General features: G+C 73.6%; 14 protein-coding genes. 3 read left to right on the forward strand and 11 right to left on the reverse strand.

Annotated features, from left to right (window positions below; translation table 11 throughout):
* Nucleotides 1-239: 239 nt before the first annotated feature.
* The 5 genes from ACZ434_RS12175 to ACZ434_RS12195 form a co-directional block, all read right to left on the reverse strand.
* Complete coding sequence (locus ACZ434_RS12175) at nucleotides 240-2,306, reverse strand: iron ABC transporter permease (protein ID WP_468454569.1); 2,067 nt, start codon at nucleotides 2,304-2,306, stop codon at nucleotides 240-242.
* A 4-nt stretch (nucleotides 2,307-2,310) separates the two neighbouring features.
* Nucleotides 2,311-3,285, reverse strand: coding sequence for an ABC transporter substrate-binding protein (locus ACZ434_RS12180; protein ID WP_468454571.1), 975 nt, complete (start codon nucleotides 3,283-3,285; stop codon nucleotides 2,311-2,313).
* On the reverse strand, nucleotides 3,282-4,136 hold the full coding sequence (locus ACZ434_RS12185) for an ABC transporter ATP-binding protein (RefSeq protein ID WP_468454573.1): 855 nt from the start codon (nucleotides 4,134-4,136) through the stop codon (nucleotides 3,282-3,284). The genes ACZ434_RS12180 and ACZ434_RS12185 overlap by 4 nt, the downstream gene beginning before the upstream one ends.
* 193 nt (nucleotides 4,137-4,329) lie before the next feature.
* Entirely contained in the window at nucleotides 4,330-6,606 is a 2,277-nt protein-coding gene (locus ACZ434_RS12190; protein ID WP_468454575.1) for a catalase, read from the reverse strand.
* A gap of 288 nt (nucleotides 6,607-6,894) precedes the next feature.
* On the reverse strand, nucleotides 6,895-7,119 hold the full coding sequence (locus ACZ434_RS12195; RefSeq protein ID WP_468454577.1) for a hypothetical protein: 225 nt from the start codon (nucleotides 7,117-7,119) through the stop codon (nucleotides 6,895-6,897).
* Between the two features lie 176 nt (nucleotides 7,120-7,295).
* On the opposite strand from ACZ434_RS12195, the gene ACZ434_RS12200 reads away from it, so the two are divergent.
* Nucleotides 7,296-7,769, forward strand: coding sequence for a carboxymuconolactone decarboxylase family protein (locus ACZ434_RS12200; RefSeq protein WP_468454579.1), 474 nt, complete (start codon nucleotides 7,296-7,298; stop codon nucleotides 7,767-7,769).
* Between the two features lie 71 nt (nucleotides 7,770-7,840).
* On the opposite strand, the gene msrA is transcribed toward ACZ434_RS12200, so the two are convergent.
* From msrA to ACZ434_RS12230, 6 genes are all read right to left on the reverse strand, one after another.
* Complete coding sequence (gene msrA, locus ACZ434_RS12205; protein WP_468454581.1) at nucleotides 7,841-8,353, reverse strand: peptide-methionine (S)-S-oxide reductase MsrA; 513 nt, start codon at nucleotides 8,351-8,353, stop codon at nucleotides 7,841-7,843.
* Nucleotides 8,354-8,485: 132 nt separating this feature from the next.
* Nucleotides 8,486-8,929: an ATP-binding protein gene (locus tag ACZ434_RS12210; protein ID WP_468454583.1), complete on the reverse strand. Its 444-nt coding sequence runs from the start codon at nucleotides 8,927-8,929 to the stop codon at nucleotides 8,486-8,488.
* A gap of 90 nt (nucleotides 8,930-9,019) precedes the next feature.
* Nucleotides 9,020-11,122: a S9 family peptidase gene (locus ACZ434_RS12215; protein ID WP_468454585.1), complete on the reverse strand. Its 2,103-nt coding sequence runs from the start codon at nucleotides 11,120-11,122 to the stop codon at nucleotides 9,020-9,022.
* Between the two features lie 5 nt (nucleotides 11,123-11,127).
* Nucleotides 11,128-12,912 (reverse strand): N-acetylglutaminylglutamine amidotransferase, encoded by a 1,785-nt coding sequence (locus ACZ434_RS12220; protein ID WP_468454587.1) that lies wholly within the window; start codon nucleotides 12,910-12,912, stop codon nucleotides 11,128-11,130.
* 192 nt (nucleotides 12,913-13,104) lie between these two features.
* Complete coding sequence (locus ACZ434_RS12225; RefSeq protein ID WP_468454589.1) at nucleotides 13,105-14,304, reverse strand: carboxylate-amine ligase; 1,200 nt, start codon at nucleotides 14,302-14,304, stop codon at nucleotides 13,105-13,107.
* A 115-nt stretch (nucleotides 14,305-14,419) separates the two neighbouring features.
* A complete protein-coding gene (locus ACZ434_RS12230) occupies nucleotides 14,420-15,304 on the reverse strand; it encodes an NAD(P)-dependent oxidoreductase (protein ID WP_468454591.1) in 885 nt (294 codons plus the stop codon).
* A 129-nt stretch (nucleotides 15,305-15,433) separates the two neighbouring features.
* Here ACZ434_RS12230 and ACZ434_RS12235 point away from each other — a divergent pair, with 129 nt between their 5' ends.
* Nucleotides 15,434-16,063 carry a TetR/AcrR family transcriptional regulator gene (locus ACZ434_RS12235; protein WP_468454593.1) on the forward strand — a complete coding sequence of 210 codons (630 nt, stop codon included), beginning with the start codon at nucleotides 15,434-15,436 and terminating at the stop codon, nucleotides 16,061-16,063.
* Nucleotides 16,064-16,120: 57 nt separating this feature from the next.
* Nucleotides 16,121-18,019 (forward strand): molecular chaperone HtpG, encoded by a 1,899-nt coding sequence (htpG, locus tag ACZ434_RS12240; RefSeq protein WP_468454595.1) that lies wholly within the window; start codon nucleotides 16,121-16,123, stop codon nucleotides 18,017-18,019.
* The last annotated feature ends 440 nt before the right edge of the window (nucleotides 18,020-18,459 follow it).

Below are 18,459 nucleotides of genomic sequence, written 5' to 3' on the forward strand. Positions count from 1 at the left end.
GGGTGTCGCCGCCGGCCGTGACCGCCTCGGTGACCTGGCGGGCGACGTCCCGCGCCTCGTCCTGCGGCACTCCGCGGGAGCGGAGGGTGCTGTCCCGCGCCCCGCGGACGGATCGTTCATCGGACCAGTCTGCGTCCGGGGCCGAGGGCCGCATCCGCGGATCACGGCGGAGGACACCGCGGGCCCCGTGGCGGGGACGTCCGTCTCCCCGCCACGGGGCCCGTGGTGTTCGGCCGCCGCTAGCGGCGGTTGCGGACGAGCACGTACAGGAAGTACGGGGTGCCGATCACGGCCGTCATGAGGCCGGCGCCGAGCTGGGCCGGTGCGATGACGGTGCGGCCCAGCAGGTCCGCCGTGCAGACCAGCACGGCGCCCAGGAGCAGCGCGACCGGGAGGACGCGGGTGTGCCGCCGTCCGACGAGGGCGCGTGCCGCGTGCGGGGCGACCAGGCCGACGAAGCCGATGGTGCCGGCGGCGGAGACGGCGGTGGCGGTGAGCAGCACGCCGACCACGAGGAAGCCCAGTCTGCCCCGCGCCAGGTCCAGTCCGAGGAGCCGGGGGGTGTCCTCGTCGAGGGAGACCAGGTCGAGTTCCCTGTGCCGTACGCCGGCCACCACGACGCCGGCGACGAGCACCGCGGCGAGGGGCAGGACGTCGGGCAGGGTCCGGCCGTAGGTGGAGCCGGAGAGCCAGGTGAGGGCCTTGGTGGCGTTGAACGGGTCGGTGAGCACGATCAGCAGGCTGATCAGGGCCGTCGTGCCGGCCGCGACGCCGACGCCGACGAGGACCAGCCGGTTCTGCTGGAAACCCCCGCGTGCGGAGAGGCCGAACACCACGGCCGCGGCGACCGCGGAGCCCGCGAAGGCGGCTCCGGCCACGCCCCACGTCCCGGCGACGGGGACGCTGGTCACGAGGATGACGGCGCCGAGCGCACCGCCGCCGGAGACGCCGAGGACGGCGGGTTCGGCCAGCGGGTTGCGGGTGACGGCCTGCACCAGGGTGCCGGCCAGGGCGAGCGCCGCGCCGGCGAGCAGGGCGGCGAGCACCCGGGGGGTACGGGTCTCCAGGACGAAGGAGACGGTGCGGCCCGCCCTGCCCTGCAGCCAGTTGGCCACGTCGCCGAGGAGCAGCTTGCTGTCGCCCACGAGGACGGCGGCGACGGTGATGCCGGCCAGGGCGAGCACGAGCACGGTGAGGGTGGTGACGAAGACGGCGCGGCTGCGGATGCGCAGTCTGTCCGGTGCGGCGGCTCCGGCGGTGTCGCGGAGCCGGGCCGCCATCACGACCAGGAACACCGCGCCGACAAGGCTGGTGACCACGCCGGTGGGAACGGCGACCGCGGTGTCGGAGTCGATGAACGCGCGCAGCAGCACGTCCGCCCCGAGGACCAGCGCGGCGCCGACCAGTCCCGCGAGCGGCACACCCGCCCGCAGCCTCGTGATTCCCCGGAACCACCGGGCGAGCGGGCGGACGAGGGCCGGGGCGCACAGGCCGACGAAACCGATCGGGCCGGCGAGGGTGACGGCCGCCGCGGAGAGCAGTGTCGCCAGGACGACGGTCGTGACCCGGGTGGCCCGCACCGGGACGCCGAGTCCGCGGGCCGTGTCGTCGCCGAGGGCGAGGGCGTCGACCCTGCGGCCGATGAGCAGCAGGCCGGCGAGGGCGACGACGGCGACGGGAAGCATCCGGAGCACGCCGTCGAAGCCGTTCTGGGCGATGCTGCCCTGGTTCCACTGGTAGAGCCCCTCGGTCTCCTGCGGGAACAGCAGGAGCAGCCCCTCCGTGACGGCGGTCAGTCCGAGGGCGAGCGCGGTACCGGCGAGCACGAGGCGTACGGTGCCGGCGCCGAGCCCCGACAGTCCGAGGACGACGGCCGCCGCCGCGAGTCCGCCGGCGAAGGCGATGCCCGAGGAGGCGAGGAGCGGCAGCGAGACACCACTGACGGCGGCGATGCCGAGGGCGAGGTAGGAGCCGGCGTTGACGGCCAGGGTGTCCGGGGAGGCCAGGACGTTGCGGCTGACGGCCTGCAGGGCGACGCCGGCCATGCCGAGGGCGGCGCCGACGAGGAGCCCGGCGGCCATCCTGGGCAGCCGTGAGGCGATGACGACGGACGCGTCGTCCGGATCGGCCTGTCCGGTGAGGGCCTTGAGGACCTCGGCCGGGCCGACCGCGGCCGTGCCCTGGGTGATGTCGACGACGGCGAGGGCGGCGACCAGGAGCACGAGCGCGGTCGTCACCGCGGCCGCGCCCGTCCGGGACGACGCCGTCGCCGGACGGGCGGTGGGAGTGGTGGCGGTGACGGCCATCGCGCTACTTCGTCAGCGAGGCGACGAGGGCGTCGGTGTACGCCTCCATCGAGCCGGTGCCGCCGAACATCCAGATGCCGTCGTCCAGGCGGTGGACGTCACCGGACTTCACGAACGGCAGCGACTTCCATACGGAGTTGCCGGCGAGCTCCTTGCCGAAGGGGTCGCTGCTGGGGTCGTTGTCGTTGCCGATGTAGACGAACTGCGCCGCGCCCAGGCCGGTCAGGCCCTCGACGTCGGTGGCGGCCAGGCCGTAGGCCTCGTCGCCCTTCTGCTTCCAGGCGTTCTTCAGTCCGAGCCGCTCGTTGACCCCGCCGATGAGGGATCCGGAGGTGTAGGGGCGGACGGAGACCTGGTTGGAGGTGACGTAGCCGTCGGCGAAGGCGATCTGCGCGCCGTCCAGGCCGGCGTCGGCCAGGGTCTTCCTGCCCTCGGCGAGCTTCGCGTCGAAGTCCTTCTTGAGGGTCGCGGCGCGCTCGGTGGTGCCGGTGGCCTCGGCGACGAGGTCGAGGTTCTCCAGCATCCGGCCGACCGGGTCGGCGGCGTCGGCGGACTTGACCGTGACGACCGGGGCGACCTTGCGCAGCTGCTCGACGGCGGCCGGCTGGAGGTCGCTGGTGGCGACGATGAGGTCGGGCCCGAGGGAGGCGATGGTGTCCATGCTGGGTTCGCCGCGGGTGCCGATGTCCTTGGGCTCGTTCTTGAGCGGAACGGCGGTGTTCCAGGTCTTGTAGCCCTTGACGTCGGCCACGCCGACCGGGTCGACGCCGAGCGATATGAGGTGCTCGACCACGTTCCACTCGGTGCCGACGACCTTCTTGGCGGGGCCGTCGAGTTCGACCTTCTCGCCGGTGGCGTCGGTGAGGGTGATCGCCTCGGTGGACTCCTTGGCGTCGTCGGCGGCGGGTTCGGTGGTGCCGCAGGCGGCGAGCAGGAGGGCGGCGGCGGCCAGGGGCGCGGTGCGCAGGAGGCGTCTCATGAGGTGGTACGGAGCCTTTCGCTTCGGGTGTGGTGGCGGCCGATGGCGCGGGTGCGCAGCCGGCCGGTCAGGGGGTCGGTGTCGACCTCGATCCGGATGCCGTAGACCTCGGTCAGGCGCTCCGGGGTGAGGACGTCCTCGGGCGTGCCCTCGGCGACGACGCGGCCGGAGGCGAGGAGCACGATCCGGTCGGCGACGGCCGCCGCCTGGTCGAGGTCGTGCAGGACGACCCCGACCGCGATGCCGTGGTCCTCGGCCAGGTCGCGTACGAGGTCGAGGAGTTCGACCTGGTAGCGCAGGTCGAGGTAGGTGGTGGGTTCGTCGAGGAGGAGGACGCCGGTCTCCTGGGCGAGGCAGCCGGCCAGCCAGACGCGCTGGAGCTGTCCGCCGGAGAGGTGTTCGGCTCCGCGTTCGGCGAGTTCGGTGACGCCGGTGAGGGCGAGTGCGCGGTCCACCGCGGCGCGTCCGCCGGGGTCCGTGCCGCCCCAGCGGCCGCGGTGCGGGTAGCGGCCGAACTCCACGACGTCGCGCACGCTCAGCCCGCTGGGGGTGGGGCGTCCCTGGAGCAGCAGGGCGACGCTGCGGGAGAACTCCCGGGGGCCGAGGGCCAGCGCGTCGGTGCCGGCGTCGAGCGTGAGCGCGGCGGTGCGGGGCCGCTGGAGGCGGGCGACCGTGCGCAGCAGGGTCGACTTGCCGCTGCCGTTCGGGCCGACCAGGGCGGTCACTTCGCCGGGCCGCAGGGTCAGCGCCGCGTCGTGCACGACGTCCGTACCGTCGTACGCCACGGTCACATCGGTGGCCGACAGTTCGTGGCCACGGGGCCTCGGGGGCGCCTCTTCACCAGGAATCACGAGGCAAGGTTAGCCTACCCTTAACTGACGTGATCGCAGGGTGTTCGGGCCTGCGGGGCCGGGGGGCCGGTTGTTCGCCCCGGCCGCCCCTTCCCGTCCCTGGGGCGGGCGTCCGGCACCGTGGGAGCCGCACACCCGCCGGGGGTCACCGGCGGGTGTGCGGGCGGCGGTCGGCCGCGTGCCTGCCGGGGTGTCAGGCCCCGGAGGTGAAGCGTTCCCAGACCCGGTGCGCGCCCAGCAGCTCGCGGACCTGGGCCAGGGCGGTGGCGCCGGAGTCGGCGACGACCACGCCGGGGGCGCCGACGGGAACGCCGGCCGATTCGAGGGCCGTTTCGCCGCCCGCCCAGGCGCCGATCGCCTTGCCGTGCCGGAACGCCTCCGCCAGCAGCTGGTCCACCCGGGGGTCCGCCGAGGGCCGCGTCGCCGACGGCGCGCCCTTGCCGTCGCGTACGCCGGGCACGTCACCGCTCACGGTGGGCGGGCCCGCCACCAGTACGGCGTCGAGCTCGATGGAGCGCGCGGTGACATAACTGCGCTGGGCCGTCAGCGCGTTCGCGCCCGTGCCGAGCGTGCCGCCGGTCGGCGCGACGACCAGCGGGACCATGCCGGCTTCGAGCACGGCGTCGCGTACCGCGTGCACCCCGTCGAGGTCGCCGTCCGGGGTGGTGAGGATGCCGATGACCCTGCCGTCCACCGGCCAGGTCCGCCCGACCTGGGAGAGCGCCGGGCTCGGCTCGACGTCGGCGAGCGGCACGGTGGGCTCCGGCGCGGGCAGGCCGAGGCCCTCGGCGACGCCCGCGCACAGCTCGGGGTCGATGTTGGCCAGGACCTGCAGGGTCCGTTCCCTGATGGCCTCCTCGTAGCACCTGCCCAGCTCGAAGGTGTAGGCGCCGATGATGTGTTCGCGCTCCACCGGGCTCATGCTCAGCCAGAACCGGCGGGGCTGGCTGAAGTGGTCCGCGAACGACTCCGGCGCCTCGCGCACCTTCCGTCCCTCCGGCACGCGCACCGGCGTCTCGACGTACGCGCCCGTGTCCGCGCCCGCGGAGAACGGGCAGCCGCCGTCGAGGGAGTTGGGCCGGTAGGGGGCCACCCCGCGGTGCACGGCGGTCTGGTGCATGCCGTCGCGCAGCATGTCGTTGACCGGCGCGTGGGGGCGGTTGATGGGCAGCTGGGGGAAGTTGGGGCCGCCGAGACGGGTGATCTGCGTGTCCAGGTAGGAGAACAGCCGGCCGGCGAGCAGCGGGTCGTCGGTGATGTCGATGCCCGGCACGAGGTGCCCGACGTGGAAGGCCACCTGTTCGGTCTCGGCGAAGAAGTTGGACGGGTTGCGGTTGAGGGTCATCAGCCCGATCGGCTGCACCGGCGCGAGCTCCTCGGGCACGATGTTCGTCGGGTCCAGCAGGTCGATGCCCTCGAAGGTCTGCTCCGGGGTGTCGGGGAAGGTCTGGATGCCCAGTTCCCACTGCGGGTGGGCGCCCGCCTCGATGGCGTCGGCGAGGTCCCTGCGGTGGAAGTCGGGGTCGTTGCCGTTGATGAGCTGCGCCTCGTCCCACACCAGGGAGTGCACGCCCAGCTTGGGCTTCCAGTGGAACTTCACCAGCGTCGTGCCGCCCTCGGCGTTCACCAGGCGGAAGGTGTGGACGCCGAAGCCCTCCATCATCCGGTAGGAGCGCGGGATGCCGCGGTCCCCCATGAAGAAGATCGTGTGGTGGGTCGCCTCGGTGTGCAGCGAGACGAAGTCCCAGAAGGTGTCGTGCGCGCTCTGGGCCTGCGGGATCTCCCTGTCGGGGTGCGGCTTGGCGGCGTGCACCACGTCGGGGAACTTGATGGCGTCCTGGATGAAGAAGACCGGGATGTTGTTGCCGACCAGGTCGAAGACGCCCTCGCTGGTGTAGAACTTGGTCGCGAACCCGCGGGTGTCGCGCACGGTGTCGGCGGACCCGCGCGAGCCGACCACCGTGGAGAACCGCACGAACACCGGGGTCTCCACGTCCGGCGCGAGGAATCCGGCCTTGGTCACGGCGGACGCCGTGCCGTAGCTCTGGAAGACCCCGTGCGCGCCCGCACCGCGGGCGTGGACCACGCGCTCCGGGATGCGCTCGTGGTCGAAGTGCATGACCTTCTCGCGCAGATGGTGGTCCTGGAGCAGTACGGGCCCGCGCGGGCCCGCCTTGAGCGAGTGGTCGGTGTCGTACAGCCGCGTCCCCTGCGCGTTCGTCAGATAGCTCCCGGACTGGGCCACCCTGGCCTGGTCGGCCCCGGTGGGGCTGCCGGTGGGGGACACCGTGTCCGGGCCGCTCTGGTCCGGCTTCGGCGGCAGCGGCTCGCGGGGCTCGGTCGGCTCGGCCACGGTGGGCGGCTCGGGTGCCGGCCGGCCGGGAATGCCGTCGGCCGGGGCGGAAACGGCGTCCTGCAGGCTGTCGGCGATCTTCTTCGCCGCCCGCTTGACCGGGTTGGCCTCGCTCATGGGGTGACACTCCTCCGCTCGGGACCGGCCACGGACGACGGTGGCCGTGCGTTCAGTTGCCGACTGCGGGCGATCCGGTGGCACGAAGCACTCGAAAAGGGCATCGGGTACCGTCAACGTCTCACGGTGGGGTCTCCCCCGCAGCGGGCGTGGTGCGAAGGGGTGACTCCGCTCCGTAGCCGCCACGCCGCACCCCGTCCCTTTCCCCGCCGGATCCGGCCGCCCGGTCCGCGTACCCCGGGGCCGGACGTCGAGACAGGGGAATTCGGGACGGCGCCCGCGGTGGAGTCAGAAGAGCTGCCCCTGCTCGGCGGGGGCGGTGCGGCGCGGAGCGCGCGGCGGACCGGGGCGCCGCGCCGGGGCGGGCTCGCCGAAGAGCGGCTCGGTGCCGTACTCGTCGGGCTCGGCCGGTACCAGGACCGGGCCCGTTCCCACGTTGAGGCACAGGGGGGCGTCCCGGTCGAAGTCCCCGGGCGTCATGTCCGCCCAGTCGCGTTCCCCACGCTCACTCACCTGCGCTCCGCTCCCCGTCCACCCGGCCAGGCTATCGGCCGTACGGTGCCCCGCGGACGGCAGGCCGCACGGTGACGGCCGGTCAAGAGACGTAGGTCACACCCGCGTTGCCGTCACGTCGCGGGGCCCCCGCCCGTCAGTGATGTGGAACCACGCAGCGACCCGAGGAGATCCTCATGAACCCCCGTCTCGACTTCTTCGCCAACCCCCTGGCCGCCAAGGTGCTGCGGCACATCAACTCCGCGGGCAAGGCGGTGACGGACTCCGGGCTGCCGCACTCCACCCAGGAACTGGTGAAGATCCGCGCCAGCCAGATCAACGGCTGCGGTTTCTGCACCGACATGCACACCAAGGACGCCGCCGCGGCCGGGGAGACCCCGCTGCGCCTGAACCTGATCGCGGCCTGGCGCGAGGCCCGGGTCTTCACCGACGCCGAGCGCGCCGCACTGGAGCTGACCGAGCAGGGCACCCGGATCGCCGACGCGGCCGGCGGCGTGGACGACGAGGCCTGGGCGAACGCGGCCAAGCACTACGACGAGGACCAGCTCGCCGCCCTGATCTCCCTCATCGCCGTCATCAACGCCTACAACCGCATCAACGTCATCAACCGGCAGCCCGCCGGCGACTACCGGCCCGGCCAGTTCGGCTGAACCGGCGTCCGCCCATGACGCGGGGGCGCGCTCGCATCGGCGAGCGCGCCCCCTGTCGTCCTCGTACCGGGTCAGGACCCGGCGCGCTTCGGCAGCCGCCAGCCGGGGCGTACGAAGTGGCAGGTGTAGCCGTCCGGATAGCGCTGCAGGTAGTCCTGGTGCTCCGGCTCGGCCTCCCAGAAGGGACCGGCCGGCGCTACCTCGGTCACCACCTCGCCCGGCCACAGCCCGGAGGCGTTGACGTCGGCGATCGTGTCCTCGGCCACGCGCTTCTGCTCGTCGTCGACGTAGAAGATGGCGGAGCGGTAGCTCGTGCCGATGTCGTTGCCCTGCCGGTTCTTCGTGCTCGGGTCGTGGATCTGGAAGAAGTACTCCAGGATCGTGCGGTAGTCGGTGACGGCCGGGTCGTAGGTGATCTCGATCGACTCGGCGTGGGTGCCGTGGTTGCGGTAGGTGGCGTCGGGCACGTCGCCGCCGCTGTATCCGACCCGTGTGGTCAGCACGCCCGGGAAGGTGCGGATCAGCTCCTGCATGCCCCAGAAGCAGCCGCCCGCGAGCAGCGCCCTCTCCTCGGTCCTCGTCATCTCGTCCCGCCCTTCTCCCAGGTGTCCTGCGACGTTCCCCAGTGAGAACCCCGTCGGGAACCCCATTGTTCCGGCCGCCCGGCCACCGCCGTCACGCGGGTCGGCCGACGGGAGGCCGGGGGAAGGAGGGGCTCAGGCGAGCAGGGAGATACGGGCCGTGATGCTCTTGCCGGCCGCTTCCTGGCGTACGTCCAGGGCCTGGGCGACGGCCATCACGATCTCCAGTCCGTGCTGGCCCACCCGGCCGGGATCGGCGGTGCGCGCGACGGGCGCCTCGGGGTTGCCGTCGTGGACGACCACCTCGACGGCGTCGTCGGCGAGCCGCAGGTCCAGTCCGACGGGGCCCGGCGCGTACTTGCGGGCGTTGGTGACGAGCTCGCTCACCACGAGCTGGGTGACCTCGACCGCGCGCGTCGACACCGGCAGGCCGTCCTCCGCCCGCGCCCGGGTCAGGAACGCGGCTGCGAGGTGGCGGGCCTGGGCTATCCAGGCGCCGTCCTCGTCCAGGGCGTAGGAAGCCCGCAGCCTGGGTGCGCCTGGCACCGTTTCCCCCTCGTCGACAGGAACTGGTTCCATCCGGTCCGCCTTTACTCACCGATCACACCGCGCGACTACCCGCATCGCTCCCCCGCACGCCACTGAAGTGTGACAGGTACCTCCGACATCTCAGTCGGCCAGGTGCCGTTCCATCCAGTCGGCGGCGGTCCGGCGGAACCGGCGGCGGCTGTCGGCGCGCCGGAAGTCGTGGCCCTCGTGGCGCAGCAGGAGGAGTTCGGCCTCCAGACCGCGTTCCCTCGCGGCCCGGACGAACTGCTCGGACTCGCCCGGCGGCACGTTGCTGTCGTGCTCGCCGTGCACGGCGAGGACCGGCGCGCGCAGGGCGTCGATGCGGCTCATCGGCGACAGCGAGCGCAGCAGTTCCCGGTCGTGTTCCGGATGCCCGTACTTGTGGGCGGCGGACTGCGCGATCCAGGGCTCGGTCCCGGCGAAGAAGGTGGCGAAGTCGGACATGCCGCAGACCGCCACGCCGGTGCGGAACAGGTCCGGGTGCCACACCAGGGACGCCATCACCAGGTAGCCGCCGTACGAGCGGCCCATCACGGCCATCCGCCGGGGATCGGCGAGGCCCCGCACCATCACGTGCGCCGCGCAGTCCGCGACGTCGTTGATGGCGTCGAAGCGTCCCGCGCCGAGGTCGGCGTCGACGAAGGAGCGGCCGTGACCGGACGAGCCGCGGACGTCGGGGGCGAACACGTCCAGTCCCCGGCCGAGCAGTTCGACGTAGAGCGGCTCCAGCACCGGGCGTTCCTGTTCCTCCGGCCCGCCGTGCAGGTGCAGGACGCACGGTGCCGGTTCGCCGGGCGAGCGGCCCGGCGCCCGGTAGTACCAGCCGCCGAGGGTGAGTCCGTCGCGTGCCCTGGGGCTCATGGGCATCGGCCGTACGGGCGTACGGCCCGGCGGGAGGGCGTCCTCGTCGCGGGAGGACCACGGGGTGCGCAGGGGCAGTCCGTGCGGCAGCCACCACACTCCGGGGTGGCGCCGGGAGCCGGACAGTGCGACGAGGGGGGTGTCGGGGTCGGCGGTGGGCTCGATGCGGGTGACCACCTCGTGGGGCAGGTCCACGGTCCGTGCGTCGTCGGCGGAGGCGGACCGTGACGCCGGGACGCCGGCCGGGAGGCCCGGCGTCACGGCGGCGGTCAGCCCGGTCACCTCCAGCTCGCTGACTCCGCGCACGTTCCACGCCAGTACCGCGCGCCGCCCGTCCCGGCCCAGGGCGAGCAGTTCCAGGCCGCAGTCGGGGCGCTGGGCGGCCACCGTGGTGCCGAGCAGGTGACCGCGCGGGTCGAGGTGCGCGGCGACGAGGGCGGCGTGCTCACGGCCGCCGTCGCTGCGCAGCCACACCGTGCCGGCGTCCGGTGAGAAGCCGCCCACCCACGGGTCGCCGTCGGCGACCGGCAGCGCGCAGGTCACCACCCGGTCGCCGGTGCGGACGACGAGGGCCTCGCGGCGGCCGCGGGGGCCCCGGTACACCAGGGCCAGCCGGCCGTCGCGGCTGAGGTCGCAGACGCGCTGGTTGGCCGCGCCGCGTTCGCTCGCCAGCAGTACGGGCGCGGCCACGCCCTCGGGGTCGACGAGGTACGCGGACAGGGCCCTCGGTTCCGGCTCCCCGGCGGACGCCGTCCGCTCGCCGTCGGCCGCCGGCGCGGGCCCGGGCCGCGGGGCGCCGGGTTCCAGCAGCACGGCCCGGACGTCCCGGCCCGCCCGGCCGGGACGGGAGGCGCCGTCCGCCCCGGGGTGCGCGGCGAAGGGCCGCCCGGGCGGGGCGGAGTCGGTGACGGTCACCGCGACCGCCGATCCGTCGTGCTGCCAGCAGCCGAGGCGTGCGGAGGTGCCCGGTTCGCCGCCGGCCAGCAGGTGGCGTCCGGTGCCGTCGGGGCGCACGCACAGGACGCTGGTGAGCTCACCGCCGTCCGGTGCCACGGTGTAGGCGATCCAGCGTCCGTCCGGGGACCAGGACACCTCCGTGACGGGGTTGGGGTCGGCGTCGAGCCGGCGCACCTCCTCGCCGGCCACGGGACCGGTCCACAGCTGCGGCACCCCGGCCCGGTCGCAGATGAAGGCGACGTACCGGCCACCGGGGTCGGCGGAGGGGTACCAGCAGCCGTGGACGGCCGGGGGCGGCACGTCGTACGGGGTCGCGGTGTCGGCGAGCGGGGCGGGTTCGGGCGCGGGCAGCGCCCGTGTGGTGGCGTCGGTGCGCGTCTCCATCGGTGTCAGCGGATCCCGTGCGTCTGCAGCCACGTCTCCAGCAGCGCCGTCTGCCACAGGGCGTTCGCTCCTCGCCTGGTGCGGTGTGCGTTGGGTGCGGTGAGCAGGCCGGTGACGTACTCCTCGCGGAAGACTCCGCGGGCCCGCGCCTCGGGTGAGGTGAGGGTCTCGCGGACCCGCTGGAGGACGGGGCCGGCCATGTGCTTGATCGCGGGGACCGGGAAGTAGCCCTTGGGCCGGTCGACGACCTGACGCGGCAGGACGCGGCGGCCCGCGGCCTTCAGGACCCCTTTGCCGCCGTCCGCGAGCTTCAGCTCGGGCGGGCAGGCGGCGGCCAGCTCGACCAGTTCGTGGTCGAGGAAGGGCACCCGGGCCTCCAGGCCCCAGTCCATCGTCATGTTGTCGACCCGCTTGACCGGGTCGTCGACCATCATCACGCGCGTGTCGAGGCGGAGGTCGGCGTCGAGTGCCGTCTCGGCGCCCTCGGCCGCCATGTGCGCGCGGACGAACTCGGCGGAGGTGTCCCGGGCGGGGAGCAGGTCCGGGTGGAGCACGGCCGCGAGGTCGGTGTGGGAGCGGTCGAAGTAGGTGTCGATGTACGCCTCGGCGGCCCGGGACCGCGGCACGCCGGCCATCCGCGGGTACCAGTCGTACCCGGCGAACACCTCGTCGGCGCCCTGGCCGCTCTGCACGACCTTGACCTCCTTGGCCACCTGCTCCGACAGCAGGTGGAAGGCGACCACGTCGTGGCTCATCATGGGCTCGCTCATGGCGCGGACCGCCCCGTCGAGGGCGCCGGCGACCCGGTCGGAGGGGACCATCAGCTGATGGTGGCGGGTGTCGAAGTGGCGGGCCACGAGGTCCGAGTAGCGGAACTCGTCGCCCTCCTCGTCGCCCTCGGACTCGAAGCCGACGCTGAAGGTCGCGAGGTCCTCCTGGCCCTCGTCGGCCAGCAGCGCCACGATCAGGCTGGAGTCCAGGCCGCCCGAGAGCAGCACGCCGACCGGCACGTCGGCGACCATGCGGCGGCGTACGGCGGTGCGCAGGGCGGCCAGGACGGCGTCGGTCCAGTCGTCGGCGGAGAGACCGGCGTACTCGGCGCGGCGGGTGTGGCCGGGGTTCCAGTAGAGGTGGTCGTGGTGGCTGCCGTCGGGCTGGACGACGCGCACCGTGGCCGGGGGGAGTTTGCGGACTCCGTTGAGGAGGGTGCGGGGCGCGGCGACGGTGGCGTGCCAGCTGAGGTACTGGTGCAGTGCCACGGGGTCCAGGGAGGTGTCGGCGCCGCCGGCCGCGAGCAGCGCGGGCAGCGAGGAGGCGAACCTGAGGCGTTCGGCCGTGGCGGAGAGGTAGAGCGGCTTGACGCCGAGCCGGTCGCGGGCCAGGACCACGCGGCCGGTGTCCTGTTCGACGATCACGAAGGCGAACATGCCGTGGAAGTGCTCGACGCAGGCGGTGCCCCACTGCTGGTAGGCCTTGAGGACCACCTCGGTGTCGGACTGGGAGAAGAAGCGGTGGCCGAGGGCGTGCAGCTCGTCGCGGAGCTCGCGGTAGTTGTAGACGCAGCCGTTGAAGACGCCGGCCAGGTGGGCCCGGGGGTCGGCCATGGGCTGGGCGCCGCTCTCCGACAGGTCGATGATCTTCAGCCGGCGGTGTCCCAGGGCGGCCGGTCCCTGGGACCACAGGCCGCGGCCGTCGGGGCCGCGTGCCGCGAGCCGGTCGGTCATGCGTTCCACCGCCGCGATGTCCGGCCTGCCGCCGTCGAACCGTATCTCCCCGCTGAGGCCGCACATCAGTGGGTCCTCCCGTCCGTCGGGGCCGCCGGATCATGGCCCTTGACGTGGTCCCGGTCGTGGTCCCGGTCCTTGTGCGCCTCCCGGGGCGGGGAAGCGTGCGTGCTCCTGGGCATGGTGCTGTGACACTCTCCTCGGTCAGGGGTGACTGCGATGGCGCGGGGGGTGACCCGCGCCGGCCGCCGGTCCGGATCAGCCCGCGCTGCCCGGGACCGGGGCGGAGTGGACGTGGGCCGGGGTCCTGCCCGCGTCGCGGCGGGCGGCCGGACGCCGCCGGCGGCGACGGCCGGACGCGCCGGGCGCGAGGGGGTCGCCGCGGGTCTCGGCGACCAGCAGGTCGACGCCGGCGAGCAGGTCCTCGTCCTCGGCCGTCCGGCGCAGCCGGTGCGCCGCGCTGCCGGTGGTGAGGGCCTCTTCGAGCAGCGTGCGTACGGTGGCGAAGTCGCCGGACTCCTCCAGCGCCGGGCGCAGCCGGTGCAGCATCCGGCGCAGCACCACGGGGGCGGGGGCGCCGCGCCGGGTGGCCGGGTCGACCAGCCGGCCCTCGAGCCCGGAGCGCGCGGCACGCCAGGTGGCGGCGCGCAGCCACTCGTGGTGTCCGTCGCACACCGGCTCCGTCCCGCGCTCCAGCCGGTGGCGGGCGTCCAGCACCAGGGCGCGGAAGAGTCCGGCGATCAGCGCGACGGTCTCGGTGCGCGGGCAGGCGTCGCAGACGCGCAGTTCCAGCGTGGGCTGGTGGGCGGACGGCCGTACGTCGTGGTAGAGCATCCCGGTGTCGCTGATGACGCCCGAGCCGATCAGTTCGTCCATGGCGGCGTCGTACTCGGCGGCGCTGCCGTAGCAGCCGGCGGGACCGGCGGTCGGCCACCGCTGCCAGAGCATGGTGCGCCAGCTGGCGTATCCGGTGTCGGTCCCGAGCCAGAACGGTGAGCTGGCCGACAGGGCCAGCAACGGCGGCAGCCAGGGCGAGACCAGGCACATGGCGCGTACCGCGGTGTCCCGGTCGGGTACGTCGACGTGCACCTGGGCGCTGCAGATCAGCTGCTCGTCGGCGACCTGGCGGTAGTCGTCGGCCATCTGCCGGAAGCGGGCGTCCGCGGTGACGGCGCGGGAGGTGACGCGGGCCAGCGGGACGGTGCCGGCGGCCACGACGGCCAGCCCCGACGAGGAGGCGACCGCGTCCAGCCTGCGCCGGGTGGCGGACAGATCCGTGAAGAGGGCGTCCAGTGTGTCGTGGACCCGGCTGTTGCTCTCCACGGCCGTCTGCTGCAGCTCGCGGCTGAAGCCGGGTCCGCCGAGCCGGCCGAGCAGCGTGTCGGCCCGTGGCACGAGCCGGCCGCTCTCCACGTCCAGGACGTGAAACTCTTCCTCTGCTCCGATGCGCACCGTCACCGCTGGTCCCCTTGCCCTAGTCCTGTGCCGTCCCCGCGGGTCCCTGAGGTCGCCGGCGGTGAATTCGGCACATTCCGGGTGCCCCGAATGGGGCAGGGGCAATCGGACCGCGAGGTCACTCCCGCCGGCGCGCGTCCGTCCTGGCCTCCAGCGCGCGCAGTACGGCCACCATGTCCTCGCTCCCGTGGCCGTGCTCCACCGTCTCCCCGAAGAGGGTGTGGCAGACGTCGAGGAGCGGGGAGGCCAGCCGGGCCCTGCGGGCGGCCTCGGCGATCAGGCGGTTGTTCTTCAGTACGTCGGTGGCCGCGGCCTGGACCGTGAAGTCGCGGGTGAGCAGCTTGGGGGCCTTCATCCCGGAGACGGCGCTGGCCATCGGACCCGCGGCCAGCACGTCGAGGAAGCGGGCGCGGTCCAGGCCGTGCCGCTCGGCGAAGTGGAACGCCTCGGTCAGGCCGGTGACCTGGGTGATCAGGAACAGGTTCACCGCGAGTTTCATCAGCAGGGCGTTCGGCACCGGACCGCAGTCGAAGGTCTCGCCGCACATCGGGCCGAGCAGGGGCCGTACGTCCGCCACGGCGCGCTCGTCGCCCGCGAGCAGGGCGACCAGCCGGCCCTGTTCCGCCGGGAGGCGGGATCCGGACACCGGGACCTCGGCGTACGCGCCGCCCGCGGCGCGGATGTCCTCCTCGAGGGCGGCCGAGTGCTCCGGTGAGGTCGTGCCCATGTGGACCACGGTGCGCCCGGCGACGCGGGTGGCGAAGTCCGGGGTGCCGCGGCCCAGTACCGCGTCCACGGCCGCCTCGTCGGCCAGCATGAGCATCACGGTGGCGGCCCGTTCGAAGACCTCGGCGGCGCTCCCGGCCACCTCCGCCCCGGCCTCGCGCAGGGGCGCGCACCGGCCGGGGGTGCGGTTCCACACGACGAGGGGCGTCGCGGCCCGGGCGAGGTTGAGCGCCATGGGCCGGCCCATGACTCCGAGTCCGATGAAACCCACGCGCACGACGCACCGCCGTTTCCGGGCCGCGCCGGCGGGCGGCCCTGTCGTCTATGACCGTCGTCATAGTAGCGGCCGTCATGACGGCGGTCATAGGGTGAGGGCACCGGGAGGCGCGTGGACGGGAGGCCGGGGATGGCGGCGTCGGAACGGGGGCCGAGGGAGCGGATGGTCTTCAGCGCGGCCCAGCTGATCCGGCGCGACGGGGTCGGCTCCACGGGGATGCGCGAGGTGGCCGCGCACGCGCGTGCGCCGCGCGGATCGCTCCAGCACTACTTCCCGGGCGGCAAGGAGCAGCTCGTCAACGAGGCGGTGGGCTGGGCGGGCCGGTACGCGGGTGCCCGCGTGGCCCGCTTCCTCGCCGCGCTGCCCGAGCCGACGCCCGGCGGGCTGTTCGCCGAGATGGTCCGGCAGTGGACCGACGAGTACGAGGCCCGGGGTTTCGGCGGCGGCTGCCCCGTGGCCGCCGCCACGGTGGACCTCGCGGCCTCCGCGGAGGCGACGCGTGAGGCCGTGTCCGCCGCCTTCACCGAGTGGACGACGGCGGTGGCCCGGGCGCTGACGGACCTGGGCGTCCCCGCAGGGCGCGCCGGGCCCCTCGCCACGCTCATGATCAGCTCCCTCGAGGGGGCGATCCTGCTGGCCCGCGCCGAACGGAGCTCCCGCGCCCTGACGACCGTGGCCCGGGAGCTCGGCCCGCTCCTGGACGCGGCGGTGACGGGGGCCGACCCGGTGGATTCCGCCGGAAGACGACCACCGCGTTGATTACAGTGGGCGCGCCAGTATCCGGCGATTCATGGACCAGTGAGGTAATCGCGCACCATGCCGACCGAAACGTTTGAGTTCCAGGTAGAGGCCCGTCAGCTGCTCCAGCTGATGATCCACTCGGTCTACTCGAACAAGGACGTCTTCCTGCGTGAACTCGTCTCCAACGCCTCCGACGCGCTCGACAAGCTGCGTCTGGCCGCGCTGCGCGACGACACGCTCGACGCCGACGTCTCCGACCCGCACATCGAGCTGGAGGCCGACCGGGACGCCCGTACGCTCACCGTGCGGGACAACGGCATCGGCATGTCGTACGAGGAGGTCGGGCAGCTCATCGGCACCATCGCCAACTCGGGCACGGCCGAGTTCCTGCGGGAGCTGAAGGAGGCGCAGGACACGGCCGGGGCGGAGGGCCTGATCGGCCAGTTCGGCGTCGGTTTCTACTCGGGGTTCATGGTCGCCGACGAGGTCACCCTGCTCACCCGCCGGGCCGGGGAGCGGCAGGGCACCCGCTGGACGTCCCGCGGCGAGGGCACGTACACCCTGGAGCGGGTCGACGACGCGCCGCAGGGCACCTCGGTCACGCTGCACCTCAAGCCGGCCGACCCCGAGAACCAGCTGCACGACTACACCTCGGTGTGGAAGATCAGGGAGATCGTCAAGCGCTACTCGGACTTCATCACCTGGCCGGTCCGGCTGGTCGGTGAGAAGGGCGACGACGGCGAGGCCGCCGAGCCGGAGACGCTGAACTCGATGAAGGCGCTGTGGGCGCGCTCGCGCGAGGAGGTGTCCGAGGAGGAGTACCACGAGCTGTACAAGCACATCGGCCACGACTGGCGCGAGCCCCTGGAGACCATCCAGCTCCAGGCCGAGGGCACCTTCGAGTACCAGGCCCTGCTGTTCCTGCCCTCGCACGCCCCGCACGACCTGTTCCACCAGAACTTCCGGCACGGGCTGCAGCTGTATGTGAAGCGCGTCTTCATCATGGACGACTGCGAGGCGCTGCTGCCGCCGTACCTGCGCTTCGTCAGGGGTGTGGTCGACGCGCAGGACCTCTCGCTGAACGTGTCGCGGGAGATCCTCCAGCAGGACCGGCACATCCGGATGATGCGGCGCCGGCTGACGAAGAAGGTGCTGGCGTCGGTCAGGAGCATGATGACCGGCGACGCCGAGCGGTACGCCACCTTCTGGCGGGAGTTCGGCGCGGTGCTGAAGGAGGGGCTGGTCACCGACACCGACAACCGTGAGGCGCTGCTGGCGGTGGCGTCGTTCGCGACCACGCGCGAGGACGCCGGGACGGTCACGCTGAAGCAGTACGTGGAGCGGATGGCGGACGGTCAGGACGACATCTACTACATCACCGGTGAGTCCCGGGAGAGCATCGACGGCTCCCCGCACATGGAGGCGTTCCGGGAGCGCGGCATCGAGGTGCTGCTGCTGACCGATCCGGTCGACGAGGTGTGGGCCGACGCGGTGGGCGAGTTCGAGGGCAAGCGGCTGCGGTCGGTCGCCAAGGGCGAGATCGACCTGGCCGCCCGGGAGGACGAGCGCGGCGGGAGCGAGCGGGAGCAGCAGGCCGAGGCGTACGCGGGTCTGCTCGGCTGGATGCGGGAGCGGCTGGAGGAGGACGTCAAGGAGGTGCGTCTGTCGACGCGGCTGACGGTGTCCCCGGCCTGTCTCGTCGCCGACGCGAACGATCTGACGCCGGCGCTGGAGAACATGTACCGGGCCATGGGCCAGGAGGTGCCGCGCACCCGGCGCATTCTCGAACTCAACCCGGATCACGCCCTGGTCAAGGGCCTGAACGAGGCGTACGGGGAGCGCGAGGACCGCTCGGAGCTCACGGAGACCGCCGAACTACTGTACTCGCTGGCCGTGTTGGCGGAGGGCGGCCGGCCGAAGGACCCGGCGCGCTTCGTGCAGCAGATGGCGGACCGGCTGCAGCGCACCTTGTGAGGTGACGCCGGGCCCGTCCGCGGCCGGACGCGGGCGGGGCCCGGCGGTTTCCGTCCCGCGGGCGGCGGCCCGCCGGTGCCGGCCGCGGCGGACGGGACCCCGGGGCGGGGCGGAGTTCACCGCCGTCGCCCGGACGGACGCCTCCACCACGGCAGGCGGCCCGGTGGTGTCCGCGGTGGCGTCGAGTACGAGCTCAGCCGTCGCGCAGCCGGCCGACCCGGGTCGGGGCGCGTCGGCCGGCCGGGGGCGGTCGCGCACGAAGCGGCGGGCGGCCCGCGCGGGCTCCCGGCCCAGCCGGTGGGCGGCCCCGCCCGGTCCCGGCCGCACCACCGCCCCCTCGGGGACCCGCAGTTCGGGCGTCTTGAAGTAGCGCCGAGCGCGTCCTCCCCCGTCAAGCCCTCCGTGCCGCACCGCGGCGCACTCGCCCCGTACCGGCCGCA

This window comes from Streptomyces sp. NPDC030893, assembly GCF_055571535.1.